Annotated in this window: 20 protein-coding genes and 1 pseudogene; 11 read left to right on the forward strand and 10 right to left on the reverse strand. The window is 71.9% G+C overall.

The features are described from left to right. Window positions 1-86: 86 nt before the first annotated feature. Window positions 87-3,746 (forward strand): discoidin domain-containing protein, encoded by a 3,660-nt coding sequence (locus tag ACWEOE_RS16230; protein ID WP_452009296.1) that lies wholly within the window; start codon window positions 87-89, stop codon window positions 3,744-3,746. 48 nt (window positions 3,747-3,794) lie between these two features. Here the strand turns inward: ACWEOE_RS16230 and ACWEOE_RS16235 are convergent, their stop codons facing one another. Continuing rightward, on the reverse strand, window positions 3,795-4,283 hold the full coding sequence (locus ACWEOE_RS16235) for an SCO family protein (protein ID WP_452009299.1): 489 nt from the start codon (window positions 4,281-4,283) through the stop codon (window positions 3,795-3,797). A 579-nt stretch (window positions 4,284-4,862) separates the two neighbouring features. Here ACWEOE_RS16235 and ACWEOE_RS16240 point away from each other — a divergent pair. Continuing rightward, window positions 4,863-5,510: a TetR/AcrR family transcriptional regulator gene (locus tag ACWEOE_RS16240; RefSeq protein WP_452009301.1), complete on the forward strand. Its 648-nt coding sequence runs from the start codon at window positions 4,863-4,865 to the stop codon at window positions 5,508-5,510. Between the two features lie 26 nt (window positions 5,511-5,536). Further along, the gene (locus ACWEOE_RS16245) at window positions 5,537-6,766 is read left to right on the forward strand and encodes a cytochrome P450 (RefSeq protein ID WP_452009304.1); all 1,230 of its coding nucleotides are present in this window, start codon (window positions 5,537-5,539) and stop codon (window positions 6,764-6,766) included. On the opposite strand, the gene ACWEOE_RS16250 is transcribed toward ACWEOE_RS16245, so the two are convergent. Continuing rightward, window positions 6,756-7,298 carry a TetR/AcrR family transcriptional regulator gene (locus ACWEOE_RS16250; protein ID WP_452009307.1) on the reverse strand — a complete coding sequence of 181 codons (543 nt, stop codon included), beginning with the start codon at window positions 7,296-7,298 and terminating at the stop codon, window positions 6,756-6,758. The genes ACWEOE_RS16245 and ACWEOE_RS16250 overlap by 11 nt on opposite strands. A 118-nt stretch (window positions 7,299-7,416) precedes the next feature. On the opposite strand from ACWEOE_RS16250, the gene ACWEOE_RS16255 reads away from it, so the two are divergent. The 5 genes from ACWEOE_RS16255 (at window position 7,417) to ACWEOE_RS16275 (ending at window position 11,760) form a co-directional block, all read left to right on the forward strand. Beyond that, window positions 7,417-8,265 (forward strand): SDR family NAD(P)-dependent oxidoreductase, encoded by an 849-nt coding sequence (locus ACWEOE_RS16255; RefSeq protein ID WP_452009309.1) that lies wholly within the window; start codon window positions 7,417-7,419, stop codon window positions 8,263-8,265. A gap of 28 nt (window positions 8,266-8,293) precedes the next feature. Further along, window positions 8,294-9,193, forward strand: a complete 900-nt coding sequence (locus ACWEOE_RS16260; protein ID WP_452009312.1) for an aldo/keto reductase — start codon at window positions 8,294-8,296, stop codon at window positions 9,191-9,193. A gap of 98 nt (window positions 9,194-9,291) precedes the next feature. After that, window positions 9,292-9,678: a YciI family protein gene (locus tag ACWEOE_RS16265; protein WP_452009315.1), complete on the forward strand. Its 387-nt coding sequence runs from the start codon at window positions 9,292-9,294 to the stop codon at window positions 9,676-9,678. Beyond that, window positions 9,671-10,894, forward strand: a complete 1,224-nt coding sequence (locus ACWEOE_RS16270) for an RNA polymerase sigma factor (protein WP_452009450.1) — start codon at window positions 9,671-9,673, stop codon at window positions 10,892-10,894. The genes ACWEOE_RS16265 and ACWEOE_RS16270 overlap by 8 nt, the downstream gene beginning before the upstream one ends. Next, window positions 10,891-11,760: a hypothetical protein gene (locus tag ACWEOE_RS16275; protein ID WP_452009318.1), complete on the forward strand. Its 870-nt coding sequence runs from the start codon at window positions 10,891-10,893 to the stop codon at window positions 11,758-11,760. Before ACWEOE_RS16270 ends, ACWEOE_RS16275 begins: the two co-directional genes overlap by 4 nt. Window positions 11,761-11,818: 58 nt before the next feature. Here the strand turns inward: ACWEOE_RS16275 and ACWEOE_RS16280 are convergent, their stop codons facing one another. The 3 genes and pseudogenes from ACWEOE_RS16280 to ACWEOE_RS16290 all read right to left on the reverse strand — a co-directional run bounded on the left by ACWEOE_RS16280 (window position 11,819) and on the right by ACWEOE_RS16290 (window position 13,687). Further along, complete coding sequence (locus ACWEOE_RS16280; protein WP_452009457.1) at window positions 11,819-12,031, reverse strand: hypothetical protein; 213 nt, start codon at window positions 12,029-12,031, stop codon at window positions 11,819-11,821. Window positions 12,032-12,101: 70 nt separating this feature from the next. Continuing rightward, window positions 12,102-12,407 (reverse strand): annotated as a pseudogene (locus ACWEOE_RS16285) (maleylpyruvate isomerase N-terminal domain-containing protein); the annotation flags it as partial. 179 nt (window positions 12,408-12,586) lie between these two features. Then, window positions 12,587-13,687, reverse strand: a complete 1,101-nt coding sequence (locus ACWEOE_RS16290) for a calcium:proton antiporter (protein ID WP_452009321.1) — start codon at window positions 13,685-13,687, stop codon at window positions 12,587-12,589. A 242-nt stretch (window positions 13,688-13,929) separates the two neighbouring features. On the opposite strand from ACWEOE_RS16290, the gene ACWEOE_RS16295 reads away from it, so the two are divergent. Beyond that, window positions 13,930-14,892, forward strand: a complete 963-nt coding sequence (locus ACWEOE_RS16295; protein WP_452009324.1) for a TIGR03557 family F420-dependent LLM class oxidoreductase — start codon at window positions 13,930-13,932, stop codon at window positions 14,890-14,892. A gap of 3 nt (window positions 14,893-14,895) precedes the next feature. Here ACWEOE_RS16295 and ACWEOE_RS16300 read toward each other — a convergent pair whose 3' ends face one another. Continuing rightward, the gene (locus ACWEOE_RS16300; protein WP_452009327.1) at window positions 14,896-15,462 is read right to left on the reverse strand and encodes a hypothetical protein; all 567 of its coding nucleotides are present in this window, start codon (window positions 15,460-15,462) and stop codon (window positions 14,896-14,898) included. 93 nt (window positions 15,463-15,555) lie between these two features. Between ACWEOE_RS16300 and ACWEOE_RS16305 the strand changes: the two genes are divergently transcribed. Next, window positions 15,556-16,677, forward strand: a complete 1,122-nt coding sequence (locus tag ACWEOE_RS16305) for an NAD(P)-dependent malic enzyme (RefSeq protein WP_452009330.1) — start codon at window positions 15,556-15,558, stop codon at window positions 16,675-16,677. 108 nt (window positions 16,678-16,785) lie between these two features. On the opposite strand, the gene ACWEOE_RS16310 is transcribed toward ACWEOE_RS16305, so the two are convergent. The 4 genes from ACWEOE_RS16310 to ACWEOE_RS16325 are packed head-to-tail and all read right to left on the reverse strand — an operon-like array spanning window position 16,786 to window position 20,447. Continuing rightward, on the reverse strand, window positions 16,786-17,880 hold the full coding sequence (locus ACWEOE_RS16310; RefSeq protein WP_452009332.1) for an Rv2629 family ribosome hibernation factor: 1,095 nt from the start codon (window positions 17,878-17,880) through the stop codon (window positions 16,786-16,788). A 24-nt stretch (window positions 17,881-17,904) separates the two neighbouring features. Further along, window positions 17,905-19,695, reverse strand: a complete 1,791-nt coding sequence (locus ACWEOE_RS16315; RefSeq protein ID WP_452009335.1) for a thiamine pyrophosphate-requiring protein — start codon at window positions 19,693-19,695, stop codon at window positions 17,905-17,907. Window positions 19,696-19,734: 39 nt separating this feature from the next. Next, window positions 19,735-20,037: a DUF3618 domain-containing protein gene (locus tag ACWEOE_RS16320; RefSeq protein ID WP_452009338.1), complete on the reverse strand. Its 303-nt coding sequence runs from the start codon at window positions 20,035-20,037 to the stop codon at window positions 19,735-19,737. Continuing rightward, on the reverse strand, window positions 20,034-20,447 hold the full coding sequence (locus tag ACWEOE_RS16325) for a phage holin family protein (protein ID WP_452009341.1): 414 nt from the start codon (window positions 20,445-20,447) through the stop codon (window positions 20,034-20,036). Before ACWEOE_RS16325 ends, ACWEOE_RS16320 begins: the two co-directional genes overlap by 4 nt. 150 nt (window positions 20,448-20,597) lie before the next feature. Between ACWEOE_RS16325 and ACWEOE_RS16330 the strand changes: the two genes are divergently transcribed. Further along, window positions 20,598-21,035 (forward strand): SRPBCC family protein, encoded by a 438-nt coding sequence (locus ACWEOE_RS16330; RefSeq protein ID WP_452009344.1) that lies wholly within the window; start codon window positions 20,598-20,600, stop codon window positions 21,033-21,035. Window positions 21,036-21,090 lie beyond the last annotated feature (55 nt).

Genomic DNA, 21,090 nt, shown 5'->3' on the forward strand with positions numbered 1-21,090 from the left:
CCTGGCAACGTTGTCACCCCGTCGACGTCGACGCCAGCGGTCCCCGCGTCACGTGGACGGAATTCGTCTTGAGACCGGGAGATGCCATGACGTTGGACCACAGCAGCGCGCCGGGCGTGGAGCCGGCACTGTCGAGAAGGCATGTGCTGACCGCGGGCACCGGGCTGCTGGCCGGGTTCGGCTTGACAGCGGTGCTGCCTGGTGTCGCTTCGGCGGCTCCCGCGTCCCCGGCGGTGCCCGACGGGCACTCCTCGACCGATCTGGCGCTGTTCCGCCCGGTGCAGGTCTCCTCCACCGACTACGCGGCCACCCCCGCCGAGTTCGCCGTCGACGGCCTCGCCCAGGTCGGCGTGCAGGGCTCCGGCTGGCGCGCGGCCAAGGGCGACTCGCAGTGGATCATCGTCGACCTGCAGGGCCGCTGCCAGGTCGACTCCGTGGTGCTCACGTTCGAGGCCCGCCCGGGCGACCCCGCGTTCGACGCCGCCGGCTCGCGCAGCAACACCAAGGGCACCGAGGTGCAGTCGAGCTACGCGACCGTGTTCGACCTCGACATCTCCCAGGACGGCAAGTCCTGGCGCACCGTCTACAGCACCGCGCAGGGCACCGGCGGCGTCGTCACGATCCCGCTGAAGCCGGCCGTGACCGCGCGCTGGGTGCGGCTCACATCCTCCGCCGGATCGACGACGAACCCGTTGGGGCTCAACGGGTTCCAGGTCTACGGCAGCACCCGCGACAACCGCCCGGCCGTCCGCGGCTGGACGTCGTTCCCGGTGCGCAACCACGACAACCCGCCCGCGCTGGCGGTGGCCGCCGACGGCTCGGTGCCGCTGGAGTCCGGCTGGGTCCTCACCATGCAGGACTGGGCGCCGAGCACCGACGGCGCCGTCCTCTCCGGCGGTTCGGTCGACACGCGGGGCTGGCTGCCGGCGACCGTGCCCGGCACCGTGCTCGGGTCGCTCGTCGAACAGGGGCAGCTGCCCGACCCGGTCAAGGGCATGAACAACATGCACATCCCGGAGGCGCTGTCGCGGCACTCCTGGTGGTACCGCCGCACGTTCTCGCTGCCGCGCGGTCTCGACACCTCCGCGGGCCGGCACGTGTGGCTCGAGTTCGACGGCATCAACCACGAAGCCGACGTCTGGTTCAACGGCGCCCACGTCGGGTCCGCGTCGCACGCGTTCGGGCGCGTGGTCCTCGACGTCACCTCCGCGCTTCGCCGCAGCGGTGACCAGACGGTCGCGGTGAAGGTCTCGCCGATGCCGTTCCCCGGCAGTCCCGGTGACAAGGGCCCGGCGGGCCAGTCCTTCGTCGACGCCGACGCCACGATGTTCACCAACTCGCCGACCTACCTGGCCGTCTCCGGCTGGGACTGGATGCCCGCGGTGCGCGACCGCGCTTCGGGGCTGTGGGACCACGTGCGGCTGCGCTCGACCGGCGCCGCCGTGCTCGGCGACGCGCGCGTGGACACGAAGCTGCCGAACCTGCCCGACACGTCGGCCGCCGAGCTGACCATCTCGGTGCCGGTGCGCAACGCCAGTGCGGTGACCCAGCGCGTGAAGGTCACCGCGGCGTTCGACGGGGTGAGCGTGTCGACCACGGTCACCGTCGCGGCGGGCGCGCAGGAGAACGCCGTGTTCGCTCCTTCGGCCTTCCCGCAGCTGAAGCTCAAGAACCCGAAGCTGTGGTGGCCCAACGGGTACGGCGACCCGAACCTGCACGACCTCACCCTCACCGCCGCCATCGGCGCGGCCGTGAGCGACCGTCGCTCGGTGAAGTTCGGCATCCGCAAGATCGACTACCACTACGACATCCCGGTGACGCCGATCGACGGCGCCGCGGACCAGACCGTCGACTTCCCCGCGCAGACCGCTCGCTACCTGCGGTTGCAGTGCGACAAGCGCTCAGCCGGCTGGGGCTTCTCGGTCTTCGAGCTCTCCGTGCTGGACAGCGCGAAGCCCGACGTCAACCTCGCGCTGGGCAAGACGGCCACCTCGTCGACCACGGAACCGATCGGCTCGACCACCACGGACAACCCGGACCTGACCCCGGATCACGCCGTCGACGGCAACCGGACCACGCGCTGGGCCTCGGCGTGGAGCGACAACCAGTGGCTGCAGGTCGACTTCGGCAGCCCGGTCACGTTCGACCGGGTGGCGCTGCACTGGGAGTACTCCTACGCGATGACCTTCCGCCTGCAGGTGTCGCAGGACGGCAACACGTGGACCGACGCGCTCGCGGTGGACAACACGCCGAAGCCGCTGACGGTGATCGTCAACGGTGTCAAGATCTTCGTCCGCGGCGGCAGCTGGGGCTGGGACGAACTGCTGCGCCGCATGCCGGCGGAGCGGGCGGACAACGTCGTCGCGATGCACCGCGACATGAACTTCACCCTGATCCGCAACTGGGTCGGCTCCTCCTACCGGCAGGAGCTGTTCGACGCCTGCGACAAGTACGGCATCCTGCTGTGGAACGAGTTCTGGCTGGGCTGGTCCTACGACCCGGCCAACCACGACATCTTCCTCGCCCAGGCCAAGGACACCGTGCTGCGCTACCGCCACCACGCGTGCGCCACGGTGTGGTTCGGGTGCAACGAGGGCTCGCCGCCGGCCGTGATCGACGCGGCGCTGCGCTCGATCGTCACCGACAACACCGACCTGCTCTACCAGAGCAACTCCGCGGGCGGCGCGATCACCGGCGACGGCCCGTACCGCTGGCTCGACCCGAAGCAGTACTTCACGGGTGACGCGACCGGCGGCAAGGCCGGGTTCTGGAGCGAGATCGGCATCCCCACGGTGTCGGTCGTGGAGAGCATGCGCAACCTCGTCGGCGACGGCGAGGCCGGCTGGCCGATCGGCGCGCCGTGGTTCCTGCACGACTGGTCCACGCAGGGCAACCAGTCACCGCAGACCTACCTGGCCGCGATCGACGCGCGGCTCGCGCCGTCGTCGAGCCTGGACGAGTTCTGCCGCAAGGCGCAGTTCGTGAACTTCGAGAGCATGCGCGCGATCTTCGAGGCGTGGAACGCGAAGCTGTGGAACGACGCCACCGGCGTGCTGCTGTGGATGTCGCACCCGGCGTGGCACAGCACGGTGTGGCAGACGTATGACTACGACCTCGACGTGAACGGCAGCTACTACGGCTCACGCAAGGGCTGCGAGTCCCGGCACGTGCAGGCCGACCTCACGACGTGGCAGGTGCGGGCGATCAACCACACGCCGAACGCGCTCGACGGCCTGACGGTGACGGCCCAGCTGCACAGCCTCGACGGCAAGGCACTGGCTGCGCCGCAGACGCAGAAGGTCGACGTGGCCCCGATTTCGGCCACCGCGGCGTTCACCGTGCCCTTCGGCGCGGACCTGCCCGCACTGCACCTGCTGCGGCTCACCCTGACCGACGCCCGGGGTGGTGTCGTCTCGGAGAACACGTACTGGCGCTACCAGAGCGACACCGCGATGCGCGCGCTCAACCAGCTCGGGCGCACGCAGCTGTCGACGACCCTGCGCTCGGCCGGCAAGGACGGTTACACCGCCACGATCCGCAACACGGGCAGGACCGTGGCCGCCATGGTCCGGCTGTCGCTGCGCGAGAACAACGGCAAGGACCGCGTGCTGCCCACCCTGTACGGCGACAACTACTTCTGGCTGCTGCCCGGGGAGTCCCGCACGATCACCGTGACACCCCGGCGATCCGTGAAGTCCCCGCGGTTGCAGGTGGAGGCGTACAACGTGCCGGCGAAACTGAGCTGACTCCCGGTTGCCGGGGCCTGCCCGAACGGCGGCCCCGGCAACCGGTGTTCAAGCGATCGACGCCCGCAGGCGTTCGGTGAACGTCTCGGTGTCGAGCCCGTCGGTGAGGTGCGTCGCGTACGCGCCTTCGGGATCGAGCACGTACGTGATCGCGGTGTGCGGCACCGCGTAGCCGTCCGGGTCCGCCGGATCGTCCTTGCGCCGCGCGAACACCCGGAACGCACGCTTGGCCGCCTCGATCTGCTCCGGCGTGCCGGTGAGGCCGGTGAACCGCGGGTGGTCGTCCTCGAGGTACGCCCGCATCACCTCGGGGCTGTCCCGCTCCGGGTCGACGGTGATGTACAGGGGCTTGATGTTTTCGGCCGCCGACCCGAGGGCGTCCAACGCGTCGTCCAGCCGGCCGAGCGCCCGCGGACAGGCCGTGCGACAGTGGGTGAAGCCGAAGAATACCGTGACCCAGTGGCCGCGGTAGGCCCGCTCGGTCACGGGTGTGCCGTGGTGGTCGACGAGGCTGAAGGTGGCGTCGATGGGCGTCACGCCGGATCCTCCTGTCGCTGCGGGCACGTACTTGATCGCCAGCCTTGATCGCCAGCGTAGTAACACTCGGGTACCGGGGTGAGGAGCCACTATCCTGCGCGGGTGAGGGATCCTTCCGCGGACGAGCTGCGCCGGGACGCGATGCTCCGCGCGGCGGTCTTGTCGTGGTGAAGGCGAAAATTCCTGCCGGCGGCCCGCAGTCCAGGGGCGCCTGGCGTCCGGTGATCAGTGGTCATGCCGTCCCGACGGCGACGGGCACGGCAGCGCGGGCTTTTCGGGGTCGACGGAATTTCTGATCAGTGTCGGAGGCGCTGGACTGGGAAGCTTGCCCTGGGCGAGGGTCAGCCGCCCTGCAAGCACTCCTCTCGCGCGCAATCTGGCGGTTCGTCCCCAGGAACCGGAATTCGTGGCCATGTCGTCGGACGGGCGGACCGTGTGCGGCGTGACAGCCGACTTCTTGTCGAGGTGCGAGTGAAGCTGTCCTGCTCACCGCACAGATCAAGTCAATCACTTGACTTAACTCACGAACCTCCGGTTGACTGATCACGAACCGCACCCACACCGCGGGGAGGAGCAACCGTGCCCGGTACCGCGGGAAGAGCCGTCCGAGCCGCGCCCACCCGTGAGCGGATCCTCGCGACGGCCGAGCGCCTGTTCGCCGAGCACGGGGTCTACGCGGTGTCCAACCGGCAGATCAGCGAAGCCGCCGGTCAGGGCAACAACGCGGCCGTCGGGTATCACTTCGGGGCGAAGGCCGACCTGGTCCGGGCGGTGGCCCGCAAGCACGCCGAGGACATCGAGGTCCGGCGGGCGCGCATGGTCGCCCGGGTGCCCGAAGGTGCCGGCGTGCGTGAGTGGGTCGAGTGCCTGGTGCGGCCTGTCACCGATCACCTGGCGGGCCTGCGCGCGCCGACCTGGTACGCGCGGTTCGCGGCGCAGGTCATGACCGACCCGGCACTGCGGGGCGTCATGGTCGAGGAGGCACTGAGCGCCCCGGCGTTGCACCGCATCCTGCGCGGCCTCGACACCTGCCTGCCCCACCTGCCCGCCGACGCGCGCGCCGAACGCGACGCCATGGCGCGCCTGCTCATGGTCCACACCTGTGCCGAACGCGAGCGCGCCCTCGCCGAAGGCGCGCCGACGCCGCGCGCCGACTGGGGCGCGGCGGGCACGGGGCTGGTCGACGCGATCGTCGCCGTCTGGGGCGCGCCGGCCACCGAAGGCTGAACTGTCCGAACCACCGCGGAGGAAGCATGACGAGCACGAGCCCCGAAGTCCTCGAAATCTCCGAAGTCCCCGAGTTCCCGATGGCGCGCGCGGCCGGGTGCCCGTTCGACCCGCCGCCGCGGGCGCGGGAGCTGCAGGAAGCCGGGCCGCTCGCGCGCGTGCGGCTGTGGGACGGCAGCACGCCGTGGCTGGTCACCCGGTACGCGGACCAGCGGGCGCTGCTCGCCGACCCCCGCGTGAGCGCCGACATCACGCGCCCCGGCTACCCGAGCCCCGCGCCGCTGCCGCCGGGTGGGCCGGCGGTGAGCTTCATCCTGATGGACAACCCGGAGCACGGGCGCCTGCGCCGCATGGTCACCGGACCGTTCACGGTGCGGCGCATCGAGGCGCTGCGCCCGGCGGTGCAGCGGATCGTGGACGACGCGCTGGACGAGATGCTGGCCGGGCCGAACCCGGTGGACCTCGTGGAGGCGTTCGCGCTGCCGGTGCCCTCGCTCGTGATCTGCGAGCTGCTCGGCGTGCCCTACCGCGACCACGACTTCTTCCAGGCCAACAGCAAGGCGATCGTCCAGCGCGACGTCGACCCGGCCGTGCGCGCCGCCGGGCACCGGGCGCTGCTGGACTACCTCGACGAGCTGATGGGGGAGAAGCTGGCACACCGGCAGGACGATCTGCTCTCGGGGCTGGCCGACCGGGTCGAGGCCGGCGAGCTCACGCGCGCGGAAGCCGCGCAGATGGGGGTGCTGCTGCTGATCGCCGGCCACGAGACCACGGCCAACATGATCGCGCTCGGCACGCTCACCCTGCTGCGGCACCCGGACCAGCTCGCGCTGATCCGCGAAACCGACGACCCGGCCGTGATCGCCGGCGCGGTCGAGGAACTGTTGCGCTACCTCACGATCACGCACAACGGCCGCCGGCGTGTGGCAGCCGAGGACATCGAGATCGCGGGCGAGACGATCCGCGCGGGCGAGGGCCTGATCCTGGCCAACGACATCGGCAACCGCGACGAGGACGTCTTCCCCAACCCCGACGAGCTCGACCTGCGCCGCCCCGACTCGCGCCGGCACGTGGCGTTCGGCTTCGGCGTGCACCAGTGCCTCGGGCAGCCGCTCGCGCGCGTGGAGCTGCAGGTCGTGTACCGCACGCTCTACCGCCGGGTCCCCACGCTCGCCCTCGCCGCGGAGTTCGACGAGATCCCGTTCAAGCACAACGGTTCCGTGTACGGCGTGTACGAGCTGCCCGTCACGTGGTGATGCGCAGCCCCGCCAGCACCACATCGAGGTAGGGCTCGGCGGTGCGGCCCGTCGCCGGGTCCTTCGGCAGGGCGCCGACGAGCGTGAGCACCTGCGCCGCCGTGACGTCGGGGCGCACCCGGCCCTCGGCGCGAGCGCGGTCGAGCAGCGCGGCGAAGCTCGCCTTCATCGGCGCGCACGTGGTGGCGACGGGCGACGCGTCGCCGTGCCCGCTCAGGCCCGGGTACTCGGTGGCGGCGCGGTCGTAGAGCCGCAGCCACTCGGCGAGGCGGGCCGTGCCGTCGGGGGAGTCGAGCAGCTCGCGTGCGCGGACGTCGAGCAGGTTCGCGCTGTCGCGCATGATCGCGGCGAACACGTGCTCCCGCGAGGGGAAGTGCCGGTACAACGTGCCGCGCCCGACCCCCGCCTCCTGCGCGACGACCTCCAGCGGAGCGTCGGTGCCCAGCCGTGCGAACACGTCCTTCGCGGCTTCCAGGAGCACGTCGTGGTTGCGGCGCGCGTCGGCGCGCTGTCGTCGAGCGGGACTGGTCACGGTCCGAGTCTAGCGGCTATCCGGACGCCGTGTCCGGTATCACCGTGACAACCGGACACGGTGTCCACAAAGTCGGCGCCAGGAAACGGACACGACGTCCGGATAGAGAGGAGGCCGCATGGCTCCCGTGATCGCCGTGGTCACCGGCGCGAGCCGCGGTGCCGGCAAAGGCATCGCCCTGGCCCTGGGCGCGACCGGCGCCACGGTCTACGTCACCGGCCGCAGCGTCCGCCCCGGCGACTCACCCCACGGCGGCACCGTCGCGCAGACAGCGGCGTTGATCGACGCCGCCGGCGGCACCGGCGTGCCCGTGGCCGTCGACCACGCCGACGACGACGCCGTGGCCGCGCTGTTCGCCCGGGTCGCGAAGGACCACGGCCGGCTCGACCTCCTCGTGAACAACGCGGCGAAGGTCGCCGAACCGATGAAGCCGGGCGGGTTCTGGCTCAATCCGCTGGGAGCGGCCGACCTCATCACCGTCGGCCTGCGGTCGCACTTCGTCGCCGCCTACCACGCCGCGCCGCTGCTCATCGCCAACGGCCGGGGCCTCATCGTCCACACCGGACACTACGGCGCGGTGTCCTACCACCAGGGCCCTGCCTACGGCGCGCAGAAGGCCGGCGCGGACAAGATGGCGGCAGACGTGGCGAAGGACCTGCGCCCGCACCACGTCGCCGCCGTGTCGATCTGGATGGGCGGCCTGCGCACCGAACGCGCCGAGGCCCACCTCGCGACCCTGCCGCCCGAAGCCCGCTCCACGGCACCACGCGAATCGCCGCAGTTCACCGGCCGTGTGATCGCCGCCCTCTACGCGGCTCCCGACCTGATGACCTACTCGGGCCGCACGCTGATCGGCGCGGAACTCGGCGCGCGCCTCGGCGTGACCGACGTGGACGGCACCGTGCCGGCCAGCCGTCGCGACGAGCTGGGTGCGCCGCCGGAACCGCATCCCTCGCTGCTCGGCTGAGCGGTCCGGCCGTGCCACACTCGGCATCGTGGAGATCGATGCGAGGGCCGCGGGAATCTGGACACTGGGCGATCGGCCGGTGGCCCGTCTCGGGTTCGGCGCGATGCGGTTGCCGCAACACGGCGAGGCGTTCGCGCCCGACGCCGTGCCGCGCGACCGTGACGACGCGATCGGGGTGCTGCGTCGCGCCGTCGGGCTCGGGGTGAACCACGTCGACACCGCAGCGTTCTACTTCTCCCGGCTGCGTTCGGCCAACGAGCTGATCAACCGGGCGCTGGCCCCGTACACCGACGACCTGGTGATCGCCACCAAGGTCGGGCCGCGGCGCGACGCCGACGGCCGGTGGCTGCCGATGGCGACCCCGGCACAGCTGCGCGGGCAGGTCGAGCAGAACCTGCGCGAGCTCGGCCGGGACCACCTCGACCTCGTGAACCTGCGGACGTCCGGGCTCGATTCGGTGTCCGAGCACTTCGGCGCGCTGGCCGAGTTGCGCGTGGCCGGGCTGATCCGCCACCTCGGCATCTCCAATGCCCGGCCCGAGCACCTCGCGCAGGCGCAGGCGATCGCGCCGGTGGTGTGCGTGCAGAACGCCTACGGCCTGGGCTACCGGCCCGGCCAGGACGAGTTCGTGGCCGAGTGTGGTGCGGCCGGGGTCGCGTTCGTACCGTTCTTCGCGATCGCCGGGAGTGGCCGGGAAGCCGGGACCGGTGGCGCGGACCACGACGAGATCGTCGCCATCGCCCGCGCGCACGGCGTCTCGGCGGTTCAGGTGCGCCTGGCCTGGACGCTGCAGCAAGGGCCCCACGTGCTGGTGATCCCGGGCACCGGCACACCCGGTCACCTCGTCGACAACGTCGCGGCCGGCGCGCTGCGGCTCACGGCCGAAGATCTGGCCCGGCTGGGCGCGCTGCACCGGGCCGCGGCCTAGCGGAACTTTCTGAAAACGCCTTCCCCTCCGTGTCGAGTTACGGTCAGGCTGTTCGTCATCCTCTTCGGACGACCTCGACCAGATGACGCGGAGGACACGTGCAATACATGCTGCTGATCTACAACTGCGTACGCCCCGAGCCGGGGGACCCCGGGTTCGAGGAAGCGGTGGCGCGGGTCAACGCGTTCGCCGACGAGTGCCGGCGCCGGGGGGTGTGGCTGGAGGGCAGGCCGCTGCAGTCGGAGGCGACGGCGACCACCGTGAGTGTGCGCGACGGGCGCACGTTGATCACCGACGGCCCGTTCGCCGAGACCCACGAGCACCTCGGCGGGTTCTACCTGTTCGACTGCCGCAACCTCGACGAAGCGCTCGAGCTGGCCGCGCTGTGCCCGATGGCGGCCGAGGGGTCCATCGAGGTGCGCCCGGTCGTCGGGATCCCGGGGGTGGGCCACGCGCCGGTCGACGTGGCGGCCCCCGCTGAGTGAACCGGCGGCCTCGGCGGTCGAGCGGGTCTACCGCGAGGACCGTGCGCGCATGCTCGCCGCGCTGATTCGCGTGCTCGGCGATTTCGAGCTCGCGGAGGACGCGTTGCAGGAGGCGTGCGCGCTGGCGTTGCGCAAGTGGGAGCGGGTGCCGGACGACCCGATGGCGTGGCTGCTCACGGCGGCGCGAAACACCGCGATCGACCGGCTGCGCCGCGCCCGCGTGGGCCGGGAGAAGCTGGCGGGCGTGCCGGAGGTGGTGGTCGTGCCGGATTTCGCCGACCGGCGCCTGCTCGAGGTGGGCGACGAGCGGCTGAGCCTGATCTTCACCTGCTGCCACCCCGCGCTCGCCGAGCCGGCGCGGGTGGCGTTGACACTGCAGGCCGTGGTCGGGCTGACCGCGGGCCAGATCGCGCGGACGTTCCTGACGAGCGAGGCCACGCTGGCACAGCGGCTCGTGCGAGCCAAGCGCAAGATCCGCGACGCCGGGATCACTCTCGAGGTGCCGCCCGACCACCTGCTGCCCGAGCGGCTGGCCGGCGTGCTGGCCGTGGTGTACTTGATCTTCACCCAGGGCTACACCGGCGCGCCGAACCTGCGGCAGGAGGCGATCCGGCTCGGCAAGCTCGTGGCCACGCTCATGCCGGACGAACCGGAGGCACTCGGTCTCGTCGCTCTGCTGTTGCTGCACGATTCGCGCTCGGCAGCGCGCCACGACGACGAGGGCGACCTGGTGCTGCTCGAAGACCAGGACCGCACGCGCTGGGACCACGCCGAGGTCGCGGAGGCTCTCGGGCTGCTCGACCGCGCGCTGCGGCACGGTCACCCCGGGCCGTACCAGGTGCAGGCCGCGATCGCCGCGGTGCACGCGCAGGCGCCGTCGGCCGAGGTGACCGACTGGGCCGCGATCGCCGGGCTGTACGCGCGGCTGCTGGAGCTCACTCCGTCGCCGGTCGTGGCGCTGAACCACGCCGTGGCGGTGGCCATGGCGCACACGCCCGCCGACGGTCTCGCGCTGATCGAGCGCATCGACGGGCTAGACCAGTACCACCTCATGCACGCCGCACGCGCCGACCTGCTGCGCCGCCTCGACCGGCGCGACGAGGCCGCCACCGCCTACCGGCGCGCCCACGAGCTCGCCCACACGCCCGCCGACCGGCGGTTCCTCGCCCGCCGCCTGCTCGAACTCGACGCCGCCGATCCTCAGGAGACCCCGTGAGACTGTCCATTCTGGAGCACGGCCACCGCCGCCGGGCGAGGCTGTTCCTGTCGGCCACGTCCGCACTGTCCCGGGTGGACAGTCCCGACATCGTGCTGATGCTGCTCTACCGCCCGGACTTCATGACCCGCGCCCTGCTGGACCTCACCGCCCCGGCCATGCGCGGCCCGTCGCATTGGACGCCCGGCGAACGCGAATACCTGGCCATGGGCACGGCGAAGCTGCACGAATGCCCCTTCTGCATCGTCACGCACGCCGAGCTGACCCGCATCGCCGGCGCGGGCGAGGTGGACCCGGAGGAACCGGCGTCCGCCCGGCCGCAGCTGCGGGCCGTGCGTGCTTTCCTGGACACGGTTTCGCGCCCGGGCAGCGAACCCGACGCTTCGTCGGTCGCCGACGTGCCCGCGCCCGCGGTGCTGGAGGCGCTGCGCGTGAACCTGGTGTGGGATGTCGTCAACCGCCTGGCCAACGCGTTCGGGTTCGAATTGCGCGACGGCCAGCTCGAGAGCGGCACCCGTTCCCTGCACCGCTTCGGCTACCGCTTCCCGGGTTTCCTGCTCGCCGGCGGCCCGAAAACCGGCCACGGCGACGTGGTGGAGGACCTGCGCCACGCCGTCACCGACGCTCGCGGTGTCACCGCCCCGGAGCTCCGCGCGGCCCTGCTCGAGGGTGCCCCGGTGGCCGAACCGTGGTCGACCTACGCCGACACCGTCCGCAACGCCTCCTACCGCGTGACCGACGCCGACGTCGCTGCTCTGCGCGCCGCCGGGCACAGCGAGGACGAGATCTTCGAGGTCACCGTCGCCGCCACGGTCGGCGCCGCGCTGTCCGCGTACGACCGGGGCCGGGCGGCGATCGGGGAGTAGGCACGGGCCCGGTGGGGTACCCGCAGTGTCCACATCGGACACCCCAACCGGGCCGGGCTCACACGGCGACCGGCTCCCACGCCGCCCGGCCGAGGAACGCCAGCAGGCGCGTCTGATCGTCCGAGCCGGCGGGTGGGGTGAGCTCCGGGCCGAAGAAGCCGGGTGCGCGCACGGCGTGGTCGCGGGCCCAGCCGAACGCGGCCTCGACCGTGGCGGGGTCGAGGCGGACGTCGGCGCCCAGGGTGTGCGCGATGTCCCACGTGTGGGCCACCCAGGTCGGTGGTCAGCAGGCTCGCCACGGCGGCCACGGGCACCTCGCCGAGTCCCGGGATCGTGGTGGTCCGCCCCAGCGCCTCGGGGGTCAGCGCGGCGAGGCAGGCTGCGCTCGCCGAGCGCCACGTGGTGAGCGGGTCGGCGCCGGCGATCGGGGCCGGGTGGGGCGAGCCCGGGGCGCCCGAGCGGTCGGTGTAATCCTCGCCGGTGGCCCAGGCGCGCAACTGGTGCTGGCCCCAGATCACGTGGCCGGCGAGATCGCGCACCGTCCACTCGGGGCACGTCGAGCGGTCGGCCCAGCGGGCGGCCCGAACCGCGGCGAGCACCTCGTCGAAACCGCTCTGCGCCTGCCGGAGCAGTGCCAGGATGTCCATCGTTCGTCCTTTCCCAGGAGATCATTCTCCTTTCGAGGACGAACGGAAACGGCCTCGCTCGACACGAGTCGCGGATCGGCCGCGAGCGAGGCGACGAACGGAAACGGCCTCGCTCGACACGAGTCGCGGATTGGCCGCGAGCGAGGCGGCGAACGGACACGGCCTCACTCGACACCCGGTCAGGGACTGGCGGCGAGGAACACGAAAGCCGCCAGCAGCACCAGGTGGACACCGCCCTGCAACCGCGTGGCGCGGCCCGGCACCACGGTGAGCCCGCCGACCACGACGGTGATCACCAGCAGCACGATCTGCGTCGGGTCGAGACCCAGCAGCAGTGGCCCGTCGAGCCAGATGGACGCCAGCGCGATGGCCGGGATGGTCAGGCCGATGCTGGCCATCGCGGAACCCAGCGACAGGTTCAGGCTCACCTGCACGCGGTCGCGCCGGGCGGCGTTGGCGGCGGCGAGCGTTTCGGGCAGCAGCACGAGCAGCGCGATCACCACGCCGACGAACGACTGCGGGAACCCCAGCGCCGCCACCCCCGCCTCGATCGCCGGTGACTCCACCTTCGCCAGCCCGACCACGGCCACGAGCGCGACCAGCAGCAGGCCCAGGCTGAACAGCGCGGTGCGCGTGGTCGTCGGCGTCGCGTGGGTGCTTTCCTCGACCACGGCGCCGTCACGGCCCACGGGCAGGAAGAAATCGCGGTGGCGCACGGTCTGCGTGACCACGAAGAGCCCGTAGAGGATCAGCGACGCCAGCGCCGCGAACGTCAGCTGCGCGGGCGAGAACTCCGGGCCGCTGCGAGACGTGGTGAAGGTGGGCAGCACGAGGCTGAGGGTGGCCAGCGTCGCGACGGTCGCCAGCGCGGAGCCGGTGCCCTCGGCGTTGAACACGGCGGTCTTGCGCCGCCACGCGCCCACGAGCAGCGACAGGCCGAAGATGCCGTTGCACGTGATCATCACGGCGGCGAACACGGTGTCACGCGCGAGTGAAGCCGTTTGCGGCCCGCCGGACACCATCAGCGTGACGATCAGCGCCACCTCGATCACCGTCACGGCCACTGCCAGCACCAGCGACCCGAACGGCTCGCCGACCCGGTGCGCGACCACCTCCGCGTGGTGCACCGCCGCCAGCACCGCGGCCGCGAGCACCACCGCGACGAGGATCACCGGCACCGTCGCGAGCACCCGCCCCCACGTCGCCGCGAGCACGACCACCGCGACCACGGGGGCGATCGTGGTCCAGCGCAACCAGGGAGAACCCGTCCGGGAAGCCATGTAACGCAGCTTCGCAGATCACGCCGCCGGACGCCCTCGCAGCGCGCCGGACCGGGGACCAGGTAACCGTCGGCGAGATCGGACCGGCGCAAGTGCCGCTCGCTCGCGATCCTGTGGGTGCCGCAGGTGCTCCCACAGCGACGCCGGCCGGGTTTCGCGCGCTGACGCGGGGGTTATCCCGGCCCGGTAAGGGTGAGCCGGCGGCGGTTCACCGGCGAAGCGAGGAAGCGGGGGACAACCGCATGCGCATCGGCTACACCTTGATGACCGAACAGGCCGGGCCGAAGGCCCTGGTCGCCCACGCGGCCGCGGCCGAGCGGGCCGGATTCGACTTCGAGGTCTGCAGCGACCACTTCTCGCCGTGGCTCGTCGAGCAGGGGCACGCGCCATACGCGTGGAGTGTGCTCGGCGCGGTGGCCCAGGTGACCGAGCGGGTGGACCTGATGACGTTCGTGACCTGCCCGATCATGCGCTACCACCCGGCCGTGGTCGCGCAGAAGGCCGCGACGATCCAGCTGCTGTCCGACGACCGGTTCACCCTCGGTCTGGGGGCGGGCGAGAACCTCAACGAGCACGTGGTCGGCCAGGGCTGGCCGCCGGTGAACGTGCGCCACGACATGCTCGCCGAGGCCGTGCAGATCATCGGCGGCCTCTTCGACGGCGGGTCGTTCAGCTACGAGGGCAAGCACTTCCGCGTGGACTCGGCGAAGCTGTGGGACCTTTCGCCCGCACGCGTGCCGGTGGGGATCGCGGTGTCCGGCAAGCAGTCGGTGCACCGCTTCGCCGCCCAGGCCGACGTGATGATCGCCGTGGAGCCGGACCCCGCGCTGTGCGGCGAGTGGGACGCGACGCGCCTCGGCCCGCCCACCCGCAAGGTCGCCCAGCTGCCGTTGTGCTGGGATCCCGATCGGGAAGCCGCGATCCGCCGGGCGCACGAGCAGTTCCGGTGGTTCAGCGGCGGGTGGAAGGTCAACTCCGAGCTGCCGGGCCCGGCCGGGTTCGCGGGTGCCACGCAGTTCGTGCGCCAGGACGACGTCGCCGCCGGCATCCCGTGCGGCCCGGACATCGGCCCGATCCGCGACGCCGTGCAGCAGTTCGCCGACTCCGGTTTCACCGACCTCGCGCTGATCCAGATCGGCGGGGATCGGCAGGACGAGTTCCTGGCGTTCGCGGAGCGAGAACTGCTGCCGGCGTTGCGGGAGTAGGCGTCACAGCGCCGGCCGGTGCAGCGCCGGCAGGTTCTCCAGCGCCGTGCGCAAAGCCGCCACCACCCGCGGGTGGCCGAGCGGCAGCGGTGCCGGGAGGCGGTCGCTTTCGCTGCTGTGCGCCAGGAGGTCGACGTCGATGCCGGCGTCTCGCAGGACGGCGACCTCGTTGCCGTGGTCGGCCAGCCAGGTTTCGTCGGCGGTGCCCGCGTCGCCGGGGCTCACCACCCCCTCCGCGGCCGGGTCGACGAGCAGGACCGACCGCACGTGGTCACGGTATTCGTTCGCGAGCCGCAGGGCTTCGCCGGCGAACGGGCCGCTGGCGACGACGTCGACGGGGCGCGGCTCGGACAGGGCCGAAGCGGCTTCGCGGGCCGCGCCGTCGACGGGCAACCGGCACCAGACGATCTCGTACTCGTCGGTGAGCGGGCGCCACGTGGACGGCAGACCGTCGTGGTTGGCTTCTCCCGCTGGGTCGAGCACGAGCAGGCGCCGGGCGCCGCGCGGGCCCGCGGTGACGAGTGCCGGGCCCCGGGCGCGGACCGGGTCGACAGCCGGATTCTCGGACATGGGGAACTCCTTTCGTCCGTTCACGCGGGTACCCGCCGCGGGTGGTGAAAAACCGGCCGATTTCCGCGCGGCCCGCCGGGGTATCCGGCGGGCATGAGCCGAAGTCGCGGAAAGGTCGAGGTCACGGCCAGGGTCCGGCTCGAAGGGCCCGGGGACCTCGCGAGGGAGTACACGCCAGGCGTCGCCGAAGTGGCCGAGCGGGTCGCCGCCGACCCGGCCGCGTTGACACGGGAAACGGTGAAGGCCAACTCCGTCGCGATCGTGTCGGACGGGTCGGCGCTGCTCGGTCTCGGCGACCGCGGCCCGGCCGCCGCGCTGCCCGTGATGGAGGGCAAAGCCGCGTTGCTCAAGCGGTTCGCCGACGTCGACGCGTGGCCGATCTGCCCGGTCAGCCGGGATCCGGACGACCTGGTGCGCACCGTGAAGGACCTCGCGACGTCGTTCGGCGCGATCAACCTCGAGGACATCGCCGCGCCGCGCTGCTTCACCGTCGAACGCCGGCTGCACGACGAGCTCGACATCCCCGTGTTCCACGACGACCAGCACGGCACCGCGGTGGTCGTGCTCGCCGCGCTGCACAACGCGCTGAAGCTGACCGACCGGGAACCCGGCGGCACGTCCGTGGTCATCTCCGGCGCGGGCGCGGCGGGCAGCGCCACCGCCCGGCTGCTGCGCCAAGGCGGGTACGAGCGGATCACCGTCTGCGACAGCCAAGGTGTGCTGCATCCCGGTCGTGATCTGGTCGGCGAGAAACGGTGGCTGGCGGAGAACACCAACGCAGACGGGTCCGTTGAAGGCAGCCTGCGTGACGCGCTCTCCGGCGCCGACGTCTTCCTCGGCGTCAGCGCTGGTGGCCTGCTCGGCGAGGACGACGTGGCCGCGATGGCCGGGCGCGCGATCGTGTTCGCGCTGGCCAACCCCGACCCCGAGATCGACCCGGAGCTCGCGGCCAAGCACGCGGAAGTCGTGGCGACCGGGCGCAGCGATCACCCGAACCAGATCAACAACGTCCTGGTCTTCCCGGGTGTCTTCCGCGGCCTGCTCGACTCCGGTGCGTCACGGGTCACGAGCCCGATGCTGCTCGCCGCGGCCCGTGCGCTGGCCGATGTGGTCGCCGACGACCTCTCGCCGCAGCACATCGTCCCGACCGCCTTCGACGACGGTGTGGTGGAAGCGGTCGCGGGTGCGGTGACCGGGGCGGCGGAACGGGACTGACAGCGCGGACAGGAACTGGGCGCGGGGAACGAGTCCGCTCGTTCCCCGCGCCCAGTTGTGCTCCGGCTGGTGCGGGCACACCCCGCCGGCCACCCGCACCCTCCGGGATCAGGGGTGGCGCAGGAGCGCGGCGAACCCGCCCGGGAGGTCGAGCCGCTCGTCCATCACCACCACGTCCGCGCCGACGGCCACGGCCGCGAACGGCAGGGCCTCGTCGGCCCGGTGTGCCGCTGGTCGCTCGGCGCCGAGCGCGGCCAGCCGGGGTGTGGCCATGCCGACCTGCGTGGGTTCGCGGCCGGTCAGCACCTCGGCGTCGCCGGGGTCGCCGACCAGCAGGGTTTCGACGTTCGACTCCGACAACGCCGCCGTGACCGCCTCCAGGCCGCTGACGGCGAGACCGGAACCGCGCCCGACCTCGGCACGGAAGCGTTCGGCCAGGTCGTCGAGCTCAGCGAGGTGCCGGCCGGCCAGCAGCTCGCGGATGTGCTCGTCGAGCTCGGCCCGGTCGGCGCCGGCCGCGCGGCCTCCGGCGCCGGACTCCTGCGTGATCGCGCGCACGGGTTCCGGCAGCAGATTCAGCAGTTCGGCCCGGGCCTGCACCTCGCCGGCGAGCACGACGAGGTGCGCGCGGGTCCGCTGCACGGTCCTCGCGATGTGCTCGGCTACGTCCTCGAGGTTGTGCCGCACGGCTTCTTCGGCCCGGTTCTGCAGGTTCCGGTGCGCCGGGCCGCCGCCGCGCACCTTGTGCACGTCGTCTTCGGGGCCCTGCACGGTTTCGGTGCGGGCGGTGCCGTCGGCCTGGTGCACCTCGACGTCGGCGCCATGGCGATCGACGAGCACCACGACGTAAGCGGACGCGTCCTGCGTGTGCGTGACCACGGGCAAGAAGTACGGCAGGTCGGAGTAGCGTGCCTCCTGCGTGGCCGGCGGCCCGGCGAGGCGGCGGTCGGCCACGATCTCGCCGTGCGCGGCGATGAGGCTCCGGCCGGCCGGGCCGACAGGCGGGGGCGAGTCCTCGATCGCGGCCACGATCGCGTCGACGGTGTCCGGGTCGGCGTCCTGCTCGGACAGGGCCGCGCAGATCTCCTTCAACCGCAGGCGAAGCTGTTTCGCGGCGGTTTCGCTGTCGTGCGACTCGTCGACGTGGACCGAGGCGAACGGTCCGGTGGCGGTCGTGAGTGGACGCAGATCGCTGGTGTCCACAAGCGACTCCTTTCGGTGGTGCGGTCAGGACCGGGTGGGCAGGAGCTCCTGCACCTTCGTCTTGAGGCCCTGGGCGACCAGGTGCCAAGCGTGGGGGTCGCCCTTGAGCACGGCTTCGGTCATGGACTTGAGCTGGTCGAACGTCGCGTGCGGCGGGATCGGCGGCACCTCGGGGTCGCAGCGCACGTCGAGCACCGTCGGCACGTCGGCGCTCAGTGCCGCGGTCCAGGCGTCGCCCAGGTGCTCGGGGTCGTCGACGGCGATGCCGCCCAGCCCGATGCCGCGGGCGAAGTCCGCATAGGACACTTCGGGCAGGGACTGCGACGGCTCGAACTTCGGCGCGCCGCCCATCGCGCGCAGCTCCCAGGTCACTTGGTTAAGGTCGCCGTTGTGGAACACGCAGATCACGCACCGCTGGTCGGTCCACAGTTCGCGGTAGCGGGCGACGGTGAGCAGTTCGGCGAGGCCGTTCATCTGCATGGCACCGTCGCCGACGAGCGCGATCACCGGCCGGTCGGGGTGGGCGAACTTGGCGCCGATCGCGTACGGGACACCAGGGCCCATCGTCGCCAGTGTCCCCGAGAGCGAAGCGCGGACCCGGCCGCGGATCCGAAGGTTGCGGGCGTACCAGTTGGCTGTCGAACCGGAGTCGGCGGTCACGACGGCGTCTTCGGGCAGCCGCTCGGACAGCTCGTGGACGATGCGCATCGGGTTGATGGGGTCCGCCGCCAGCATCGCCTGGCTGGTCACGGTGTCCGTCCACTCGGTCACGTTCTTCTCGATCCGCTCGCGCCAGCCGCGGTCGGTTTTGCGTTCCAGCAAGGGGATGAGGCGTGCCAAAGTGGACTTGGCGTCGCCGAGGAGAGTGACCTCGGTGGGGTAGCGCAAGCCGAGGAAACGCGCGTCGAGGTCGATCTGCACCGCGCGCGCCTGGCCGAAGGACGGCAGGAACTGGCTGTAGGGGAAGCCGGAGCCGATGATCAGCAGTGTGTCGCAGTCGTTCATGAGCTCGTAGCTCGGGCGGGTGCCGAGCAGGCCGATCGCGCCGGTGACGTAAGGCAGGTCGTCAGGCAGCACGTCCTTGCCCAGCAACGCTTTCGCCACGCCGGCGCCGGTCAGTTCGGCGACCTCGCGCACCTCGGTGACGGCGTTGCGCGCGCCCTGGCCGATCAGGATCGCGACCTTCTCGCCCGCGTTGAGCACGTCGGCGGCCTCCGCCAGGTCTTCGTCAGGCGGGACGACTTTCGCCCGCGGATGCGCCGGCGGGCTGGAGGGCACGTGCTTGAACTCGTGCTCGGGCGGCGTATACGGCAGCTCCTGCACGTCGGCCGGGATGATCACGGCCGTCGGCGCGCGCTGGGCGAGCGCGGTGCGGATCGCGCGGTCGAGGGCGTTGGGCAGTTGCTCGGGCACGTTGACCTCGACGAGGTACTCGCTCGCGACGTCCTTGAACAGCGCCTGCAGATCGACTTCCTGCTGGTAGCTGCCGCCCATGGCGCTGCGCGCGGTCTGGCCGACGATGGCCACCACGGGCACGTGGTCGAGCTTGGCGTCGTAGAGGCCGTTCAGCAGGTGGATCGCGCCCGGACCGGACGTCGCCGCGCACACGCCGACGCGGCCGCTGAACTTCGCGTACCCGACCGCCTCGAACGCGGCCATCTCCTCGTGCCGAGCCTGCACGAACCGCGGCTCGTTCCCCGCCGCCCCGAACGCCGCGACGAGACCGTTGATCCCGTCGCCGGGATACCCGAACACCTGCTCCACGTCCCATTCGCGCAGCCTCTGCACCACGTGGTCCGCAACGGTTGTGGTCATGCGGACCGGGTACCGCGGGGTTCGCGCGGGCAAACATGCTCAGTCCTCGTGGGACTTCCGGCGCAGGATCAGCCGCAGTACGATGATCAACCCGAGTACACCCGCGAAGACCGGCACGGGGTTGGCGCGCACGGTTTCGGCGCCCTGGCGGAACTTCTTGGCCGCCGGCTCGCCGACGACCTTGCCCACCTTCGTCTCGGCCTGGTCCAGGCGCTGGTCGACGCCCTGCTTGATTTTCGGGCGCACGTCGAGCTTCTGCTCCAGGTCCTCGAGCGTCTGCGCGAGCTCGGCGCGCGTGGCGTCTCGATCGACGCGGACTTCTTCCGGGGTCTCGCGGTTCACGAGCGCACCTCCTGCTTCACGACCTCGACGTCCTTGCGCACACCCTCGATGGCTTCCTCCGGTACCGGTGGCGTCGCGTGCTTGATCTGCGCGCGCCCGACGAGCGCGGCGATCCCGGCGATGAGGAACAGCACCCCGGCCACCACGAGCGCCGCCGCCCAGCCCGGCAGCACCAGTGCGAGCGCCATGATCGCGGCCGCCACCACCGCCCCGCCTCCGAACACGGCGATCAGCCCCGCGGCCCCGAACAGCCCGGCGCCGACCCCCATGCGCGTGCCTTTCCGCTGCAACTCGAGCACGCCGAGCCGGATCTCGTCGCGCACCAGGCGCTTCACCTGGTCGGTGAGGTCGGAGACGAGCTCTCCGAACGATCGTTCGTGCGCCGGAACCGGCTGGATCTCTTCGGTCACCACTACACCTCCATCATTGCGTCCACCCCGGCCCGCGTCCGCCGGGGTGATCTCCGGGTTCCCGCTTCGGCGGCGACTCAACCGGATGACCACCCGCAGGGTGATTGGCCGGGCACGGCGGGGGTAACCCGGCGGCGAGGAGGTGTTTCCATGTCCGACTACCACCACAGCGCCGCCGTCGATCTGCCGGCGGACGAGCTGTTCGCCTACCTGCGGGAGCCGCGGAACCTGCCGCACTACTTCACGCAGATGCAGGAAGCCGAGCCGGAGGGCGGCGAGCGGGTCCACGTCGAGGCGGAGATCCACGGCGAACACGTCGAGGGCGAGGCCTGGCTGAAGGTCGACGAAGGCAACCGCACCTTGTCGTGGGGCTCGCAGGGCCCGCACGACTACCAGGGCGAGCTGAGCATCGACGACGCCGGGCCCGCGTCGAGCCGCGTGAATGTGACGCTGCGCAGCGTCCGCGACGGCTCGGCCGACGAGATCCAGCGCGGCCTGGAGGAGACGGTCGCGGCACTGGCGCACACCGCCGTCGCCGACTCGGACGTCGAACAGAGCCGCCGCGAGGGCGGTTGGACCGGCGGCTGACTTCCGGCGCCCGCGAGAGCATCACAGCCCACAACGCACGGACGCCGCTGCCAGG

The sequence above is a fragment of the Amycolatopsis sp. NPDC004368 genome (assembly GCF_053602515.1).

Excerpts from the sequence above, each read along its gene's own strand:
- ACWEOE_RS16230 (WP_452009296.1), top strand. The coding sequence starts at position 87 with ATGACGTTGGACCACAGCAGCGCGCCGGGCGTGGAGCCGGCACTGTCG.
- ACWEOE_RS16245 (WP_452009304.1), top strand. The coding sequence starts at position 5,537 with ATGACGAGCACGAGCCCCGAAGTCCTCGAAATCTCCGAAGTCCCCGAG.
- ACWEOE_RS16255 (WP_452009309.1), top strand. The coding sequence starts at position 7,417 with ATGGCTCCCGTGATCGCCGTGGTCACCGGCGCGAGCCGCGGTGCCGGC.
- ACWEOE_RS16290 (WP_452009321.1), bottom strand. The coding sequence starts at position 13,687 with ATGGCTTCCCGGACGGGTTCTCCCTGGTTGCGCTGGACCACGATCGCC.
- ACWEOE_RS16295 (WP_452009324.1), top strand. The coding sequence starts at position 13,930 with ATGCGCATCGGCTACACCTTGATGACCGAACAGGCCGGGCCGAAGGCC.
- ACWEOE_RS16300 (WP_452009327.1), bottom strand. The coding sequence starts at position 15,462 with ATGTCCGAGAATCCGGCTGTCGACCCGGTCCGCGCCCGGGGCCCGGCA.
- ACWEOE_RS16305 (WP_452009330.1), top strand. The coding sequence starts at position 15,556 with ATGAGCCGAAGTCGCGGAAAGGTCGAGGTCACGGCCAGGGTCCGGCTC.
- ACWEOE_RS16315 (WP_452009335.1), bottom strand. The coding sequence starts at position 19,695 with ATGACCACAACCGTTGCGGACCACGTGGTGCAGAGGCTGCGCGAATGG.
- ACWEOE_RS16330 (WP_452009344.1), top strand. The coding sequence starts at position 20,598 with ATGTCCGACTACCACCACAGCGCCGCCGTCGATCTGCCGGCGGACGAG.